We start from the raw sequence: 15428 nt of genomic DNA on the forward strand, positions 1-15428 counted from the left end.
GAAGTCCGCCATCAGCCCCGCGCTTGAACGGGCGTCGGCGAGTTCACCGCCTATGCCAGCGAAAATGTGACTCGCGTCATATAGTCGCAAGAGCCTGCAGGCTCGAGGCGTGTGCGGAGGACCCATGTCGCAGTTTCTGGTCGAATATCCACTCAACCGTCCGCATGCTTGCGACGCCCCGCTGGCCCGCGGCGCCGATGGGGTGCTGCGCTACGGCAATCTCACCCCCGCGCTGACCGAACTATTGGATCTGCAGGTGCACGCCTTCTCGACCAGGGAGGCGGTTGTGGAGATCGGCGGCCCCCGGCTGAGCTATCGGGAACTGTGGCACTCTGCCTCCCGCATCGCGGGCGGTCTGCAGGAACACGGCATCGGCTACGGCGACCGGGTCGCCATCCACATGCCGACGGGCGCGCGCTGGGTACAGGCCTTCCTCGGGGCGCTGCTCAGCGGCGCGGTCCCGGTGCTGGTGCACGACGGACTGCCCGATGCGGTGGCCGAGCGGGTGATGGCGGACAGCAGTACCGATTTCGTACTCGGCGGTGGCAGCGACGAACTGCCCGACGGCGCCGCCTTCATCGATGACGGTGCGGCCCTGAACGATCTGGCGCTGCTCTGCTACACCAGCGGCACCGGGCCGTGTCCGGTCAACGCCACCGTCGCGCCCAAGGGCGTCGAGCTGACCAACGAAAATCTGCTCTCCGCGATCCGCTCCGTCGTCGCGGCGCTGGATCTGCCGACCGATGGACTGCGCAATCTGGTGCTGTTGCCGCTGGCGCATGCGAGCGGCTGTGTGGACCAGCTGCTGCCGACTTTCGCGGTCGGCGGCACCGTGGTTCTCGCGCCGGATAGTCGCAGTCTCGCGGAAACCATTGTCTCCGAACGGATCGATATGGTTTCCGCGACACCGCGCATCTTCGCCCGCCTGCTGCCCGAACTCGCGGCGCTGCGCACCGAGGGCCTGTGTACCGAGGGCATTGTCCGGGTCAGCAATGCGGGCCATCGCGGCGAACGTGCCGCCGCTCCCACCGATCCCGCGGACCTGGCCGCCCCCCTGCGGGATATGTTCCCGGCCGCGCGGCGGTGGTCGGTCTGGGGCGCGACCGAAACCAGCGGCATCGGTCTGGTCGTCGACGACGACACCGACACCGCGCCCGGCGCCGATCCGGTGCTCGGATTCCCCTTCGGCGGTACCGAATTGGCGCTGTGGGGGCCGCAGGCGCAGACCGGACACGGCGAATTGCTGTGTCGCGGACCGAATGTCACCCACCGCTACTGGAATGATCCGGAGACCACCGCGGACCGCTTCACCGGAAGCTGGTTCCACACCGGCGATCAGGTCAGCATCGACGCCGACGGTCTGGTCCGACGTGAGCAGGTTCAGGCGGGGTGACTCACTCGAGCATGCGGTCGCGCAATCGCGCGCGCAGGTCGGCAGTGAATCCGATGGCGGTCAGGTAGGTCTCGAAATCGCCGTGGCTTTCGTGCACCGTATCCGTCGCGATGCGCAGGTAGTCCTCGCGTACACCGAGGATATCGATGGAAAGTTCGACTCCCGCAGTGAGTTTCGGCGCCATCATGGCGCGCAGGGCGGGGACGGCGTCATTGCTGGCCATGAAATCGGCGAGTACATCGGCCTCGCCGACCGCGACCGCGCGCAGCAGAGTCGCGATCGCCCACCCGGTGCGGTCCTTACCCGCCGCGCAATGCACCAGCACCGCGCCGTCGCCGTGGGCGATCGTCTCGGCGATGGCGATGATCGCGGTATTGGCCTCGGGCCGGGACGGGAAGTCGCGGTAGACGTCGAGCATGTGCGGGAACGCGGCGTCGGTCTGCGCATCGTGCGGCGGCGCCTCGGCCATCCGGGAGTCGAACGGTGTGACATTGAGTCGCACGCCCTCGGGCAGGTTGTCGTGGCCGATGTGCTCGATCTCGCGCAGCCCGCGCAGGTCGAAGACGTCGATGACGCCGAGTTCGCGCAGGATCGCGTGTCCGGGCAGATCGAGGCCGCTCAGCTGGGCCGAGCGCAACAGCACGCCGGAGCGGATCCGCGCACCGTCGAGGGTGCGCAGACCGCCGAGATCGCGGAAGTTGAACGTGCCGGTCAGATAGAACTGGTCAGCCGAGGGCGAGAGAGTCACCGGTCCAGGCTAGCTACCTCGCGGTGTCGGCACGGTGTCGATCGCGGAACCGTCGGCCGTCCAGTTTGCGAGGTATTGGTGTGGGATCCGCCACAGGGTCCCGGGGCGGTACCGTTATGTACCGTAGTCTGGTCGATGGTCTATCTTGCGTGGGGCAGACGCGAGAGTGACGCCCTCGGAGGCGATTCCGGTGAAGACCGCTCGATCGCAGCGGGATTCCGGTTGGGTAACAAAACATTCTTCCAGTCTGGAAATACCCAACGAACCCGTTCTTAAACCCTGGAAACCCTCTACCATTGATGAATGTTGGACTGGGCATCCAGGAAATTCCCTGACGCGGGATTCGTGAGAGCAGCCTGTCATGTTCAGCGAGTCGTGCCGACGAGGGTGCGCGAGTTCTTTCCTCGAGGGAGTCGTCGTTGAGCGTACGTGGAGAAATAGCGGCGGTCAGGCTGCGGCCGACCATTTGCGAGGCCGTCGAGAAGGCGGCCGCCTCACTCGATTTCACCGGAGTGCGAGCACTTCGGGTGCTGCTGCATGCCGGTGTGAGTGCGTACTGGCCGTTGGTCAAGGCGGCTCCGGCCAAGCAGGCCCGCAGGTACGAGGCGACCGCGCATCAGTTGGCCGAGCGGTGGGAGGCGCAGACCGATTGTGTCGCCGACCCGCAGGCCACGGCTCTGTTCCAAGAGATGGACTCCGAGGTCGCCAGCTTCCTGGATCTCTGCGCCGACCGTTCGGGCGCGCAATGGTTGGAGCCGACGGATGCCATCGCGGCCTATGTGGTCTCGATGCTGCAGGGCACGGTGCTGCGCTGGCTCGCGGATTGCAATGACGAAACGATGCTGGTGGTGCTCGACGACCTGGTCAGCAGCCTGGCCGCCCGGGCCGCCGAAGTCTGATTCCCGCAATACTGGACGTTTGACCAGTTTGGTGGTTGAGTGGGTCCGGTGACACACACGTCGCCGATTGTCGCACTGCGTGCGGCCACGGCCGAGCTGGACCCGCCGCTGGCTGCCCTCGACCTGACCGCGCTGCGCGCCAACGCCGCCGACCTGGTCCGTCGTGCGGGTGGAATGCCCATCCGGGTCGCGAGTAAATCGGTGCGCTGCCGTGCGGTGCTCGAAGAGGTGCTCGGCGCCGAGCTCACCGCGTCCGGCGGCTTCGCTGGCATCATGTCCTACTCGTTGGCGGAGGCCGTCTGGCTGGTCCGTCTCGGCGCGCGCGATGTACTGCTCGGCTATCCGACCGTCGACCGCGCGGCGCTCGCCGAACTCGGCACCGATGACACGCTGCGTCGATCCATTACGTTGATGGTCGACGATGTCGCGCAGTTGGACCTGATCCGCGCCGCGGTCGGCACCGATCTGGCGCGGCCCCGGATCTGCCTCGATGTGGACGCCTCACTGCGAATCGGACCGCTGCACTTGGGTGTTCGGCGCTCGCCGGTGCGTACTCCCGAACAGGCCGCCGCGCTCGCGCGCGAGGCCGTGAACCGTGGATTCGATGTGGTCGGCGTGATGACCTATGAGGCGCAGATCGCCGGACTGCCCGACTCCAATATCGCTGTGCGCCTGGTGAAGCGGGCCTCGGCGGCCGAAATCGGCAAGCGGCGCCGGCAAGTTCTGGACGCGGTGCGCTCGGTGGTCGGCAAGCTGGAGATCGTCAACAGCGGTGGCTCGGGATCCATCGAGGTCAGCGTCACCGATCCGGATGTCACCGAGGTGACCGCGGGCTCCGGGCTGTATGTGCCGACGCTCTTCGATCACTACCGCGCCTTCACCCCGCGCCCAGCGCTGTTCTTCGCCACATCGGTGCTGCGCAAGCCGACCCCGTCCATCGCAACGGTTTTCGCGGGTGGCTACATCGCCTCCGGTCCGACCGGGTCGTCGCGGGTGCCGAAGCCGACGTGGCCCACCGGCTTGAAGCTGCTCGGCACCGAGGGGGCGGGTGAGGTTCAGACGCCGCTCTCGGGTGCCACCGAGCTGCGGATCGGCGATCGAGTGTGGTTCCGGCATGCCAAGGCCGGGGAGTTGTGCGAGCGGTTCAACCACGTCCACTTCGTCGATGCGGATGGCACGCGGACAACGGCGCCCACTTATCGCGGTGAGGGCAACTGCTTCGGCTGAGCCGACTGCTAATTGCGAATTGCGCGTGACCGCAATTTCAAGATCGAATTCCACTAAAAGAACCAACCGGTTCGGACTGAATATTTCGGTCACGAATCGAGCAAATGCTGAAAGAAATATTCAGCTGAGTCGTAGGAATGTCGCCAGATCCGACAGATCGTCCGGCGTACTCGGCAGATATTCGGTGAGCAATGGCGACCGGATGATGACGGCCTTCCACATGGCCCGACACAGCGTCGCCTGAACCAGACTGCGCGACAGCAGAAACCGCATACCATAGGGCGCGTCGGCGGGACTGGAGGTAGTCATCGACATGAGCACCACCGCCGCCTCCCGACCGCGGAATCGCTCGGCGGTGCCGACCAGCACATCCTCGATCTTGGCCCGGGCCAGCAGCGTTCGGATCAGTCCGACCTGGGCGCTGTAGGGCGCGACCACGAGGATGTCGTGCGGATGCAGCCGTCGCGTCATCGCACCGGTCATCCACGAGACCCCGAGCAGGGCGCGCACCCGGCGGACCACCTCGCGGGCCTCGGCCACCGATTCGGTCGAATCGCCGCTGTGTGCCACCAGCACCGTCTCGATGCCGGGTTCGATGCCCTCCAGTTGCCGCGCGAGCGTGAGGGTTTCGTTGGAGCGCAGCCGGTTGTCGTAGTACAGCCGGGAGATCGGATCACAGACGCGCGGGTGCATCCGCCAGGTGCGGTCCAGGAAATAGCCGCGGTCGGCGGGCAGGGTGTCGCGACCCTCGGTGAGCCAGCCGAGCACCGATTCGTCGACCGGTTCCGGATGCGCGCTGCGCGCCGCGGACGGCGCCGGATCGCCGACCAGCAGCAGCTTGCGCGCACTCACCGCGACGGCGACGGTATCGGCGAGTGGGAAGCGGCCCGCATCGGCGATCACCAGCAGGTCGAGACTGTCGCCGGGCACCACCTCGTCATCGGCGAAATCGGCCGGTACGCCACCGACTACGCAGCCGTTGACCGCATTGTCCAGGAACCGCGGATAACGCGTGCCGTCGATCACCGACCACTCCGGCGCCACCGCCTCGACATCCTTCTTGGCCAGCAGTTCCGGTAGCACGCCCATCGCGACGATCATGTCGAGCAGGCTCTCCACCGTCGAATGCGTCTGCGCGACAATGCCGACGCGCCATTTGTGCCTCGTGACCAGACGTTCGATCGCCCTGGCGACAGTGGAGGTCTTGCCGGTGCCCGACGGTCCCTGCACCGCGAGGTAGGAATCGTCGAGATCGCACAGCGCGGCCGTGATGGCGGCCGAGTGGTCGCCGTGCACATCCGGTAGCCGCTCGGCACGCCGCAGGCGCGGGGGGCGGCGGGCGAGGATGTCGAAGATCGCGCCCGCCGGGATCTCCGGTAGCGCCATGAGCAGTTGCTGGGCGGCGTATTCGACCGCGGTCTCGATATTCTCGTCCCAGGCGGGCAGGCCGGGTGCGATCGCGGTCGGCAACTCGTCGTAGGGCTCGCAGCCGTGCGGCAGCAGTTCCTCCAGCCGCACGGTGTCGTCGAAGTGCGCGTCCACCGAGCAGCCGAGCACGGTCGCGGTGGCGGTCGCGCGTCGGCCGACGGCGGTGATCATCCCCGCGGCGACCGGCTGATCGTAGAAGGTGTAAACGGTGGCGCCCGGCGTCAGTACCGTGCCGGTCGCGGCGCCACCCGCGGTATCGCTGCCGCCCCAGCCGATGCCGATCCGTCCGGTCAGCGTGAGGTATCTGCGCATGGTCGGCTGGTGTGGGCTGCGATGCCATTTGGTGTCGACCGTGCCCCAATCGGCCACCAATACCCCTGGTGCGTCGGCCCATTCGTCGACCGGATGACTGAGCCGGTCGGCATGTGCCCACCACAGCGGCTGCCGCTCACGGCGGTGATAGCCGAGCGCCGCCGCCATCAATGCCGCGGGATGGCGTGGCTCGCGCTGTGCCGCCGCGAATTCCGCGAGTGCGGCCTCGATCGACGACGGCCGCGACGGCGGCAGCGGATCGGGCTCCTCCGGAGTCGGCACCAGGCACCACGAACTCGCCTGATCCAGGAGTACCGCATCCGAGTCCACGCGCCGTTCGGTCACCCGATCCAGCAGCCAGTCGCGTAGCCGCAGCACGGTGACGCAATCGCGTTCCTGGCCCGCGGCATTCGGCAGCAGCCGCCGCATTCGGCTCAGCCGATAGGAACGTTCCCCGATCAGCAGGGCATTGCGCACGATCGGATACAGATCGACGAGCACACCGGCATGCAGCAGATCCTCGACGGTCTCCTCACCGACCCCGTACCGACCGGTCCACCGCAGCAGCGCGGAGCGCACGCCGGAGGTGTAGTGGTACACACGCATATCCGGATACATCCGCAGCCTTTGCGCGACGAAGTCGAGCACCTCGTCCAAAGCACGCCGCTGCCCGGCCTCCTCGTCGGCGATATCGGTCATCGCCCGATACGGTGCGCGCGCCGCGCCGAAGGGGGCGCGGAAGGCCAGATGGACCGTGCCGTTGCCGCCCACCTCGATACCGAGCAGCCGACCCGACGAGTCCTCCTCGATGGTCAGTGCGAGATCGTCCGGCGACGGTGGCGGCAACGCGCCCAGCGCGATCGCGTCGACCAGCGTGTGGGTCGGCCGACCGGAATCTTCTCGAGCCAGCTGGATTTCGGCTTGGCGATGCAATGCGCTGAAGGTGCGCGGCGGTAGGCCGGGCACGGTCGCGGTGCTGCTCGCCAGCCGGTCGATGGTGCTCACCCCGGCCTCGCGCAATCTAGCCCGCGCGGTGCGCTGCATACCGGCGACCAGGAGCAGGTCGCGTGCCGCCGAGATCGCGCTGGTGCAGGTCGGGCAGTGGCCGCAGGCGAGATAGCGTGGATCGCCCCACTGCGCCGGCAGCAACTCGCTCAGTTTGTCTTCCAGGATCCGTTCCACCCGACCGCGCCGAGCCAGATACACCGGCAGCAGATCGGTAAGCGTGAGGGTCTCGCTGTTGTCGTCCAGGTACAACCGGACCAGGGGAGCGGTGAGCGCCCCGCTGCGGTCCAAAGCGTCGGCGCAGGCGGCGAGTTCGAGTGCGGCGTCGATCCGATCCGGTGGTCCCGCCGCGGTGCCGTGCACGGTATAGCGCACCCGATGACCGGCCCGAATCAGAAAATCGCTGGTACAGACGAATTTTCCGTCGAAGAAGGTGGCGCCGTGGATCACGTGCGCACCGGCCCGCAGTGCCGCGACAGTCTCGGCATTGGCGGCCCGCAGCGCGGCGATATAGCTTTCGGGCTCGGCCGCCGGATCGTGCGCGGCGCAATGGATCTCCACCATCCGACTGCCGAACCGATCACGGAAGTCGGCGAGCCTGCGTGTGCGCGCATCGTCGAATGCGCTGTGCTGCGCATGATCCGGCGCCACATCCGCCGTGCCCGCGATGGTGCCCAGTTCGGTATCGAGGGCACGCAGCAACTCGAATTCACACTGCGCCGCGCGCACCAGGTCGACGGCGGAACAGACGACACGATCACCGAACACGATCAAACGCGGCCTCCTGTGTCTTCGCCGGACACGGACGGCAACACTGTAGCTAGCCGCGTTGACCTTGGTTTACCCCTCCCCGGTTCAGGAGCGTGGCTTACGCCGTTCCGGTCGCTTGCCGCCGTCGCGATCGCGACGCGGTCCGGCGCGGAACGGACGTCCGCCGGGCGGACCGGAATCCAGCTGCAACTGGATCAGCTGGCCGCTGATCCTGGTGCGCCGCAACGCATCCAGCGTCTCCGAGGATAGGTCGGCGGGCAGTTCGACCAGGCTGTGGTCCGGACGGATGCTGATATGGCCGAAATCGCTGCGGCGCAGTCCGCCCTCATTGGCGATGGCGCCGACGATCGCGCCGGGTACCACCCGGTGCCGCTTGCCGACGCTGATTCGGTAGGTCGCCAATTCGGCTCCGGTCCCGCGGTGATGCGATGGGCCGCGATCCTCGCCCTCGAACCGGCGGGCGGGCCGATCCCCGCGCGGCATGCGGTCGCGCTGCGGGCGTTCGACCGGCTCCGGCTCGGGCTCCATGAAGAAGTTGTCGCCGTCGTAGCCGCTGACCGCCAGCGCCGCCGCGATATCCACCAGGGGAATGTTGTGCTCGCGCTCGTAGTCCTCGATGAGCTTGCGGAACAGCGCCAGATTCGTCGAGCTGAGGTTCTCGGTGATCGAATCGCCGAATTTGGCGACGCGCTGGGTGTTCACATCATCGACGCTGGGCAGCTGCATTTCGGTCAGCGGATGCCGGGTGGCGCGCTCGATCGACTTGAGCAGATGACGTTCCCGCGGCGCGACGAACAGCAGTGCCTGACCGCTGCGCCCGGCCCGGCCGGTGCGGCCGATGCGGTGCACATAGGACTCGGTGTCGTGCGGAATGTCGTAGTTGACCACATGCGAGATCCGGTCCACATCGAGACCGCGCGCGGCGACATCGGTGGCGACCAGGATGTCGAGTGCACCGGACTTCAGCTGGCCGATGGTGCGTTCACGCTGGTTCTGCGCGATATCGCCATTGATCGCCGCGGCGGAGAAACCGCGCGAGCGCAGCTTTTCGGCCAGTTCCTCGGTGGCCTGCTTGGTGCGCACGAACAGGATCATCGCCTCGAACGACTCGACCTCGAGGATCCGGGTGAGTGCGTCGAGCTTGCGCTGATGGGAGACCTGCACCCAGCGCTGGGTGATGTTGGTATTGGTCGAGGTCTTCGACTTGACCGTGATCTCGACCGGATCGCGCAGATACTTCTTGGAGATGTTCCGGATCGCCGAGGGCATGGTCGCCGAGAACAGTGCGACCTGCTTCTCGCGGGGGGTGTCGGCGAGGATGCGCTCGACATCCTCCTGGAACCCCATCTTCAGCATCTCGTCGGCCTCGTCGAGCACCAGATACTGCAGCTGCGACAGGTCGAGCGTGCCCTTCTCCAGATGATCGATCACCCGGCCCGGCGTGCCGACCACGACGTGCGCGCCGCGGCGCAGGCCGGAGAGCTGGACGCCGTAGGCCTGGCCGCCGTAGATCGGCAGCACATGCAGTCCGGGGATATGGGTGGCGTAGCGGCCGAACGCCTCGGCGACCTGGATCGCCAGCTCGCGCGTCGGGGCAAGCACGAGGGCGCGCGGAAGTTTGCCGGTCGCCTCGATACCCATGAGGATCGGGATGGCGAATGCCGCGGTTTTGCCGGTGCCGGTCTGGGCCAGCCCGACCACATCGGCGCCTTCGAGCAGCGGTGGAATGGTTGCCGCCTGGATGGGAGACGGCGACTCATAGCCCACATCGGCGATGGCCGCGAGGACGCGGTCATCGATGCCGAGATCGGCGAAGGTCGGGCCGTCGTTGTCCCTGTCGTTGTCGCCAGGAACGCTGTCGACCTGATTGGTACTCATTGACCAGCAGTTTACTGCCTCGCGGTGGTCGTCCCGGCCACCGGGCCAATACGGTGAGACGTATGCAACCCGAAAACGTGTCCGTGCATCACGATCCGGAGTCGTCGGCGGTGGCTGTGGCGGTGGTCCAATTCGCGCCGGGAACCGATCCGTCCGGCAATCTCGAAACCCTGCGCGCGCACGTTCGCGCGGCCTCGGAACGGGGTGCGAAGGTGGTGGTAGCGCCCGAATACTCGATGTTTGCCGTGACCCGGCTCGACGAGCGGGTCGTGGCCGTCGCCGAACCGCTGACCGGCCCGTTCGTCACCGGTCTCGGTGAAATCGCGCGCGAATTCGGGGTGTATCTGGTCGCCGGAACGGTGGAGCAGGTGGCGGCGGCCGGGCGGATCCGCAATACCCTCGTCGTGCTCGGACCCGACGCGAACCTGGTGACGAAGTACCGCAAGGTGCATCTCTACGACGCGTTCGGATATGTCGAATCCGATGTCGTCGAGGCGGGTGCGATCGAGGCCCCGGCGACCTTCACGGTCGGTGCTGTGACATTCGGCATGCAGACCTGTTTCGATCTCCGTTTCCCGGAAGGCTGCCGTCGCGTCGCGGCCGCCGGAGCCCAGGTGCTGGTACTGCCCGCGCAGTGGATCCCCGGTCCGGCGAAGGTGGATCAGTGGACGACGCTGCTGCGCGCGCGTGCCATCGAGAACACCGTCTATGTGGCCGCCGCCGATCAGTGCGCACCACGGGGTGCGGGCGCATCGATGATCATCGATCCGACCGGTGTCGTCCTCGCCGAACTCGGCGACGAACCCGGCGTACTCACCGCGGCCATCGACTTCGATCACTTGGTCGCGGTGCGCACAGCTAACCCGAGTTTGATCTTGCGTCGGTTCTCGATCACCGAGCGCGCACCGGATTGACATCCATGTCCGACTGTGTCGGACACTTCTACCGGCAGCTCGCGCTGCCCTCGACGGGTTCTTGCTTCACAGCCGACAGCTGGGACGGATCCGAGTCTTACGTCAGCTCCACAAGCGTTTAGCCTCTCCGCCTGCCCGGCGGCGAGTATCGAACCACGGAAGTATAAGTTGCGGTGACCCGGCGCACAATGCGGTAGCGTTCGAATTGATGATCTACTCCGATCGGACAGCGGCCGGTCGCGCGCTGGGTTTGGAACTCGGCCACCTGCGTGCGATGCAACCGCTGGTGCTCGGACTACCCCGCGGCGGGGTTCCGGTGGCGGCCGCGGTGTGCGAAATCATCGGGGGCGATCTCGACATCATGCTGGTCCGCAAGCTCGGTGTGCCGTGGCAGCCGGAGCTGGCGATGGGCGCGATCGGCGAGGAAGGGATCCGGGTGCTCAATCAGGATGTGTTGTCGCACACCGGGATAACGACGCGGCAGCTCGCCGCGATCGAGGATGCGGAACGCGCCGAACTCGAGCGCCGACGCGAGATGTGGCGCGGTGATGCCAAGCCGATCCCGATCTCCGGCCGCACCACGGTGATCGTGGACGACGGCATGGCGACCGGGGCGACGATGGCCGTCGCCTGCCGGGTCGCCCAACTGCACCAGCCGACGCGGATCGTGGTCGCGGTGCCGGTGTCGTCCACCGAGGCGTTGCGCCGGGCGGCCACCGAGGCGGATGAGGTGGTCTGCCCGTGGGTGCCGCGCTCGCTCGGCGGTGTCGGAATGGCGTACCGCGACTTCCATCAACTGGACGACGACGAGGTCACCGCGCTCCTTGCATGAGATGCCTCGTCGTCTGGGTCAGGACTGGACTTCGGTGATGCCCTTGCGGTGGCGCTGGCCGAGTTCGGTGTAGAAGCCCGGATTGAGTTCGACCCAGCCTTCGGCCTGGGTGCCCTCGATGGACTTCTTGACCTCGGCGGGGGAACCGGCGGCGAGTACGCCCGCGGGGATCTTGGCGTGCGGCGGGACCAGGGAGTGCGCGGCGATCATTGTGCCCGCGCCGATTTCGGCCAGGTCGAGGACCGTGCTGCCATTGCCGACAATGGCCTCCGCACCGACCGACGCGCCGTGGAAGACCACGCTGTGGGCGATGGTCGCGCCGGGGCCGATGTCCATCGGCACATCCGGCGGCACGTGCAGGACCGCATTGTCCTGGACATTGGCACGTTCCCGAATGGTGATCGGCGCCAGGTCCGCGCGCAGCACCGCGCCGTACCAGATGGACGCGCCCGCCTCGACGCGCACATCGCCGATCAGGGTCGCGGTCGGCGCGATGAACGCGGTCGGATCGACCCGGGGCTCCCCCGCCTCCCCGGGCCTTTTGCCGGTCGTCGTGTGGGCAGACGGTTTCGTCGCGGGCTGGCGGTCTAGTTGTCGCAAATTTTTGGGCGTACCCGACGAGTTACCCATGTGCTTGCGAAATCAGTTGTCACGTAGGCAAACTTCACCAGCGTTCGGCCAAGGCGAGGGTGCGTTCGGCCGCGTTGACCATCGGCCGCAGCTGTGCGGTGAACCGCTGCGCGGTGACCGGCACGATATCGACATCGACCCCGGTGCGCACCGAGTATCTGCCGTCGTCGATCACGTCGATCCAGCACAGCACGCCGAACGGACGCAACTCGCCGTCGGCTCGGCGCACCGACACCACGATCTGGCCGATGCCGTCGCGAGATTGCCTGAGCAGCTTGCGAATCCGGGTCGGCATGGTAGGTCCGGCCACCGGCACGGTCACCAGATCCCGGCTGTCCTCGGTGACTCGGGCCAGCGGTGCGGTCAGTTGCGGTGCGGTGCCGGGGGAATTCTCCGGTAGCACCGAAATAATCCGTGCGGAAAGGTTTTTCACGCGATCGACGAACAGGCGGATATCGCCGCCGCGATCGGTGGTCGCACCCGCACGTTGCGCCGCGACCACCGCGATATCCCCCGCGATCGCACCGAGTACACGCACCGGACGCGATTCGGCCGCGACGCCCGGCTGCGCGACTACGGGACCGGTCTGTTCGACCAAACCCGTCGCCTCGACCGTGCCGTTCGGCCCGCCATCGACCGCCGACGACCCTGCCGAACCGCGCTCCCCGATGACCTCGATGCGCACGGTGGGGCGTGCGAGCACCCGCAGTGCCCCCTCCAGATCGGCGTCGAGAGTCTCGTCGCACCAACGATGCAGGGCGGGGAGTTGCGCGGCGCGCTCGGCGGTGTCGCGAGCCGAGAGGCGCACGGCGAGCGGGTAGGGGATGCGGTCGCCATCGGTGCGGGCCCAGGCCATGGCGAACTGGTCCGGGGTCAGCGTCCAGTTCACTCCAGCTCGGTCCATTCGCCGACCACCGGGGGTGTCGTCGGATCCATATCGCCGATCAGCTCACCGCCGTCATCGGCCGGTTCCAGGAAGGTCAGATCGTCGTCGAAGAAGTGGTAATCGTCCTCGTACTCGTCCTCTTCGCGGGCCTGGGCGCGGGCGGCGGCCGCGCTGGTGCTCATGCCGGAGCGCGGGCTGTCACCCGCGACCATGGCGCCGCCCATGAGTCCGCCGACCGCGCCCGCGCCGACGCCGTTGATGGCGTCGCCACTCGCATCGCGTTTGCGCTCATCGCGTTTGCGTTCGTCGTCGGTGTTCGAGGTGCCGGGAACGGTCGGGGCGACCACCGAGGTGGACGCGGCGGTGGTCACCGGCGCGGCGGTACCCGGTCGCATGGGGCGATCCGGTGTGGTCGCCGGTGTGGTGGCTGCGGCGGGTGTGGTCGATGCGGGGGAATCTGTCGTCGGCACAACGGGTTTGGCTGCGGCAGGTGCGGTGTCGGCAGCGGTGCTCACCGGTGTGACGGTGGTCTGCGCAGCCGCTGGTTGGGTCGTCGCGGCGGCTGGCTCAACGGTGGTGTGCGGTGTGGTCGGCACCGGCGCGGTGGTCGAAATCGTTGGGGTGGTGAGGGTTTGCGTACCGGTGTCGAGCACAGGCAGCGTGGCCACCTGCGCGGCCGGTGTGGTGTCGGACGGCTGCGGCACATCGGCGCTCACCGCGTCCGGGAAGGCGGGCACACCGGAGCCGGTCGAGATGAACACATTCGTGTAGATGCTGTCCATCGCCTGCACCACATCCTGACGGCTGCCGTCGGCGGATTTCTGGGTGGCGGTGTTCTCGGTCGCCCTGGCCGGATCCAGCAGTGCGCCAGCCAGATCCGTTGTCTGGCTGGATGGTTCGACAACGGCCGCGCGCAGTGCCTCGGCGGCATCGCCCGCTTGGCCGAGCCGCTGACCCACCGCGGCCATGACATCCGCGAGTTGCTGTCCCTGCCGCTCGAATTCGCGCACCGCGTCGGCGGCGGAATCCGCCGCGGCACCGCGCCAACCGTCGGCCATCGCGGCCCGAATCTCGCTGTGCGCCTGCTCGACTGCGGTGGCGAGCCCGGTCGAACTGCCGTGCCACGCTTGCTGTCCGGCGGCGAGGACAACCGGATTCATCAGCTGGACACCGTCGTGGATTTCCCGATGCGACAGGTTGTCGAAGATTTCGACGCTCTGCGCGTAGTTGGGGTCCGTATAACTGGGGTCGGCATACCGAATGGGCGTCTTCTCACCGGAGTGCGGCATCTTACGCATGCGCGGCTCCCGCCACCTCGACCCGACCGACCGCGGCTGCCAGCTCCGTATCGGCTTGGGCGTACGCGGCTCCGGCCGCGCGGAAGGTCTGCGCGAGCGCCCGCGCGGCGTCGGCGTATGCGCGCAATCGGGTGATCGCGCCGTCGGCCTTGTCTTCGAATCCGCGCCGCAGCGCCGCACCGGAATCGAAGCCGCCGAAGCCGGGAAGTGAAGTGGCCCCGCCCAATACGGCGATCTGCGCATCGACCTCATCGGCGAGTTGTTCATAGCGCTTGGCGCACTGTTCGTGCGCACCTTCGGCGACCAGTACCCCATCGATCCAGAGCTGGCCGTCGTCGATCGCTTGATTCAGAGTTGTCACGTCCGACATCTCGCCGCCCCCTTCCTCGTCGTGCTGCCCGCGCAGCCGTGATCAACTCACCGGTGCGCCAACCCCACGACGACACCCTGCATCCAGTCCGCGATGTCGGCAGCGACCCGCGCGTGCACCGGCTCGTGCAACAGGTCGTGCCCGGCGTCGGCGTACTCACGCAAACTTACCCAATCGTGGCGGCGAGTCCAGACTTTCATCGCATCGATCGGCGCCCGTCGATCCTCGATGCCGTGCACCGCGAGGATGGGCAGGGTGCTCGGCAACGGCGTGCCGGGTGCACCGGGTGCGCCGCCACCGAGTGCTCGCTTCGGCACCCCGGACAGCACCAACCCGATCAGCTCGCTCGGCGGCAGGCTCGGCTGCAGCGGGTACTTGGCCTCGAGTCCGTGCAAGTCGTCGGCCGCACTGGTCTGATCCGGCACCGCCGCGCCGAGGATGCCCAGGGCGGTGACGGCCCCGAGCGAGTGGCCCATCAGGATCAGCGGCGTACCCGGTAGTTCCGCGCGGACCAGCTCGATCAGCTGCATCGCATCGGCCACCAGTTCCACCAGCGTGCCGGGATTATTCGGATCGCCCTCGCTCAACCCGTGCCCCGCGGTGTCCAGCGCCCACACCTCGATCCCGGCGGATTTCGGGATGCGAGCGAAGCGGTGATAGTGACCGCTGTGCTGGCCCATTCCGGGCAAGAGCACGGCAACTGCCGTCGGGTTGCCGACCGGCCATCGCCGATAGTGCATCCGGCCCCGCGCGCCGTCGAAGAAAGGCATCCGTAAATACTGGCAACTCACTGAGTTGGAGTCGAGTTCCTGACATAACTACTGGTGAGTTCATAAC

At 67.3% G+C, this 15428-nt stretch carries 13 protein-coding genes; 5 read left to right on the forward strand and 8 right to left on the reverse strand.

What is annotated here, in order from left to right:
* The first annotated feature begins 124 nt into the window (after positions 1 to 124).
* The gene (locus ACQPZ2_RS08905) at positions 125 to 1393 is read left to right on the forward strand and encodes a class I adenylate-forming enzyme family protein (protein ID WP_433525111.1); all 1269 of its coding nucleotides are present in this window, start codon (positions 125 to 127) and stop codon (positions 1391 to 1393) included.
* Between the two features lies 1 nt (position 1394).
* On the opposite strand, the gene ACQPZ2_RS08910 is transcribed toward ACQPZ2_RS08905, so the two are convergent.
* Positions 1395 to 2141: a tyrosine-protein phosphatase gene (locus tag ACQPZ2_RS08910; RefSeq protein ID WP_433525112.1), complete on the reverse strand. Its 747-nt coding sequence runs from the start codon at positions 2139 to 2141 to the stop codon at positions 1395 to 1397.
* 419 nt (positions 2142 to 2560) lie between these two features.
* Between ACQPZ2_RS08910 and ACQPZ2_RS08915 the strand changes: the two genes are divergently transcribed.
* Positions 2561 to 3040: a TetR family transcriptional regulator gene (locus ACQPZ2_RS08915; RefSeq protein ID WP_433525113.1), complete on the forward strand. Its 480-nt coding sequence runs from the start codon at positions 2561 to 2563 to the stop codon at positions 3038 to 3040.
* 39 nt (positions 3041 to 3079) lie between these two features.
* Positions 3080 to 4267, forward strand: coding sequence for an amino acid deaminase/aldolase (locus tag ACQPZ2_RS08920; RefSeq protein WP_433525114.1), 1188 nt, complete (start codon positions 3080 to 3082; stop codon positions 4265 to 4267).
* Between the two features lie 120 nt (positions 4268 to 4387).
* Here ACQPZ2_RS08920 and ACQPZ2_RS08925 read toward each other — a convergent pair whose 3' ends face one another.
* Positions 4388 to 7780 (reverse strand): AAA domain-containing protein, encoded by a 3393-nt coding sequence (locus tag ACQPZ2_RS08925; protein WP_433527367.1) that lies wholly within the window; start codon positions 7778 to 7780, stop codon positions 4388 to 4390.
* An 87-nt stretch (positions 7781 to 7867) separates the two neighbouring features.
* Entirely contained in the window at positions 7868 to 9661 is a 1794-nt protein-coding gene (locus ACQPZ2_RS08930) for a DEAD/DEAH box helicase (protein WP_433525115.1), read from the reverse strand.
* Positions 9662 to 9723: 62 nt separating this feature from the next.
* Here ACQPZ2_RS08930 and ACQPZ2_RS08935 point away from each other — a divergent pair, with 62 nt between their 5' ends.
* Positions 9724 to 10575, forward strand: a complete 852-nt coding sequence (locus ACQPZ2_RS08935; protein ID WP_433525116.1) for a carbon-nitrogen hydrolase family protein — start codon at positions 9724 to 9726, stop codon at positions 10573 to 10575.
* Positions 10576 to 10783: 208 nt separating this feature from the next.
* Positions 10784 to 11407: a phosphoribosyltransferase gene (locus ACQPZ2_RS08940; RefSeq protein WP_433525117.1), complete on the forward strand. Its 624-nt coding sequence runs from the start codon at positions 10784 to 10786 to the stop codon at positions 11405 to 11407.
* A gap of 18 nt (positions 11408 to 11425) precedes the next feature.
* Here ACQPZ2_RS08940 and ACQPZ2_RS08945 read toward each other — a convergent pair whose 3' ends face one another.
* The 5 genes from ACQPZ2_RS08945 to ACQPZ2_RS08965 all read right to left on the reverse strand — a co-directional run bounded on the left by ACQPZ2_RS08945 (position 11426) and on the right by ACQPZ2_RS08965 (position 15361).
* Positions 11426 to 11902, reverse strand: a complete 477-nt coding sequence (locus tag ACQPZ2_RS08945; protein WP_433527368.1) for a gamma carbonic anhydrase family protein — start codon at positions 11900 to 11902, stop codon at positions 11426 to 11428.
* Positions 11903 to 12071: 169 nt separating this feature from the next.
* Complete coding sequence (locus tag ACQPZ2_RS08950) at positions 12072 to 12941, reverse strand: ESX secretion-associated protein EspG (protein WP_433525118.1); 870 nt, start codon at positions 12939 to 12941, stop codon at positions 12072 to 12074.
* Positions 12923 to 14221, reverse strand: a complete 1299-nt coding sequence (locus ACQPZ2_RS08955; RefSeq protein WP_433525119.1) for a WXG100 family type VII secretion target — start codon at positions 14219 to 14221, stop codon at positions 12923 to 12925. Before ACQPZ2_RS08955 ends, ACQPZ2_RS08950 begins: the two co-directional genes overlap by 19 nt.
* Positions 14214 to 14591, reverse strand: a complete 378-nt coding sequence (locus tag ACQPZ2_RS08960) for a hypothetical protein (protein WP_433525120.1) — start codon at positions 14589 to 14591, stop codon at positions 14214 to 14216. The genes ACQPZ2_RS08955 and ACQPZ2_RS08960 overlap by 8 nt, the downstream gene beginning before the upstream one ends.
* A gap of 47 nt (positions 14592 to 14638) precedes the next feature.
* Positions 14639 to 15361, reverse strand: coding sequence for an alpha/beta hydrolase (locus ACQPZ2_RS08965; protein ID WP_433525121.1), 723 nt, complete (start codon positions 15359 to 15361; stop codon positions 14639 to 14641).
* Between the last annotated feature and the right edge of the window lie 67 nt (positions 15362 to 15428).

The sequence above is a fragment of the Nocardia pseudovaccinii genome (assembly GCF_050942345.1).
GTDB classification, from domain to species: Bacteria; Actinomycetota; Actinomycetes; order Mycobacteriales; family Mycobacteriaceae; genus Nocardia; species Nocardia pseudovaccinii.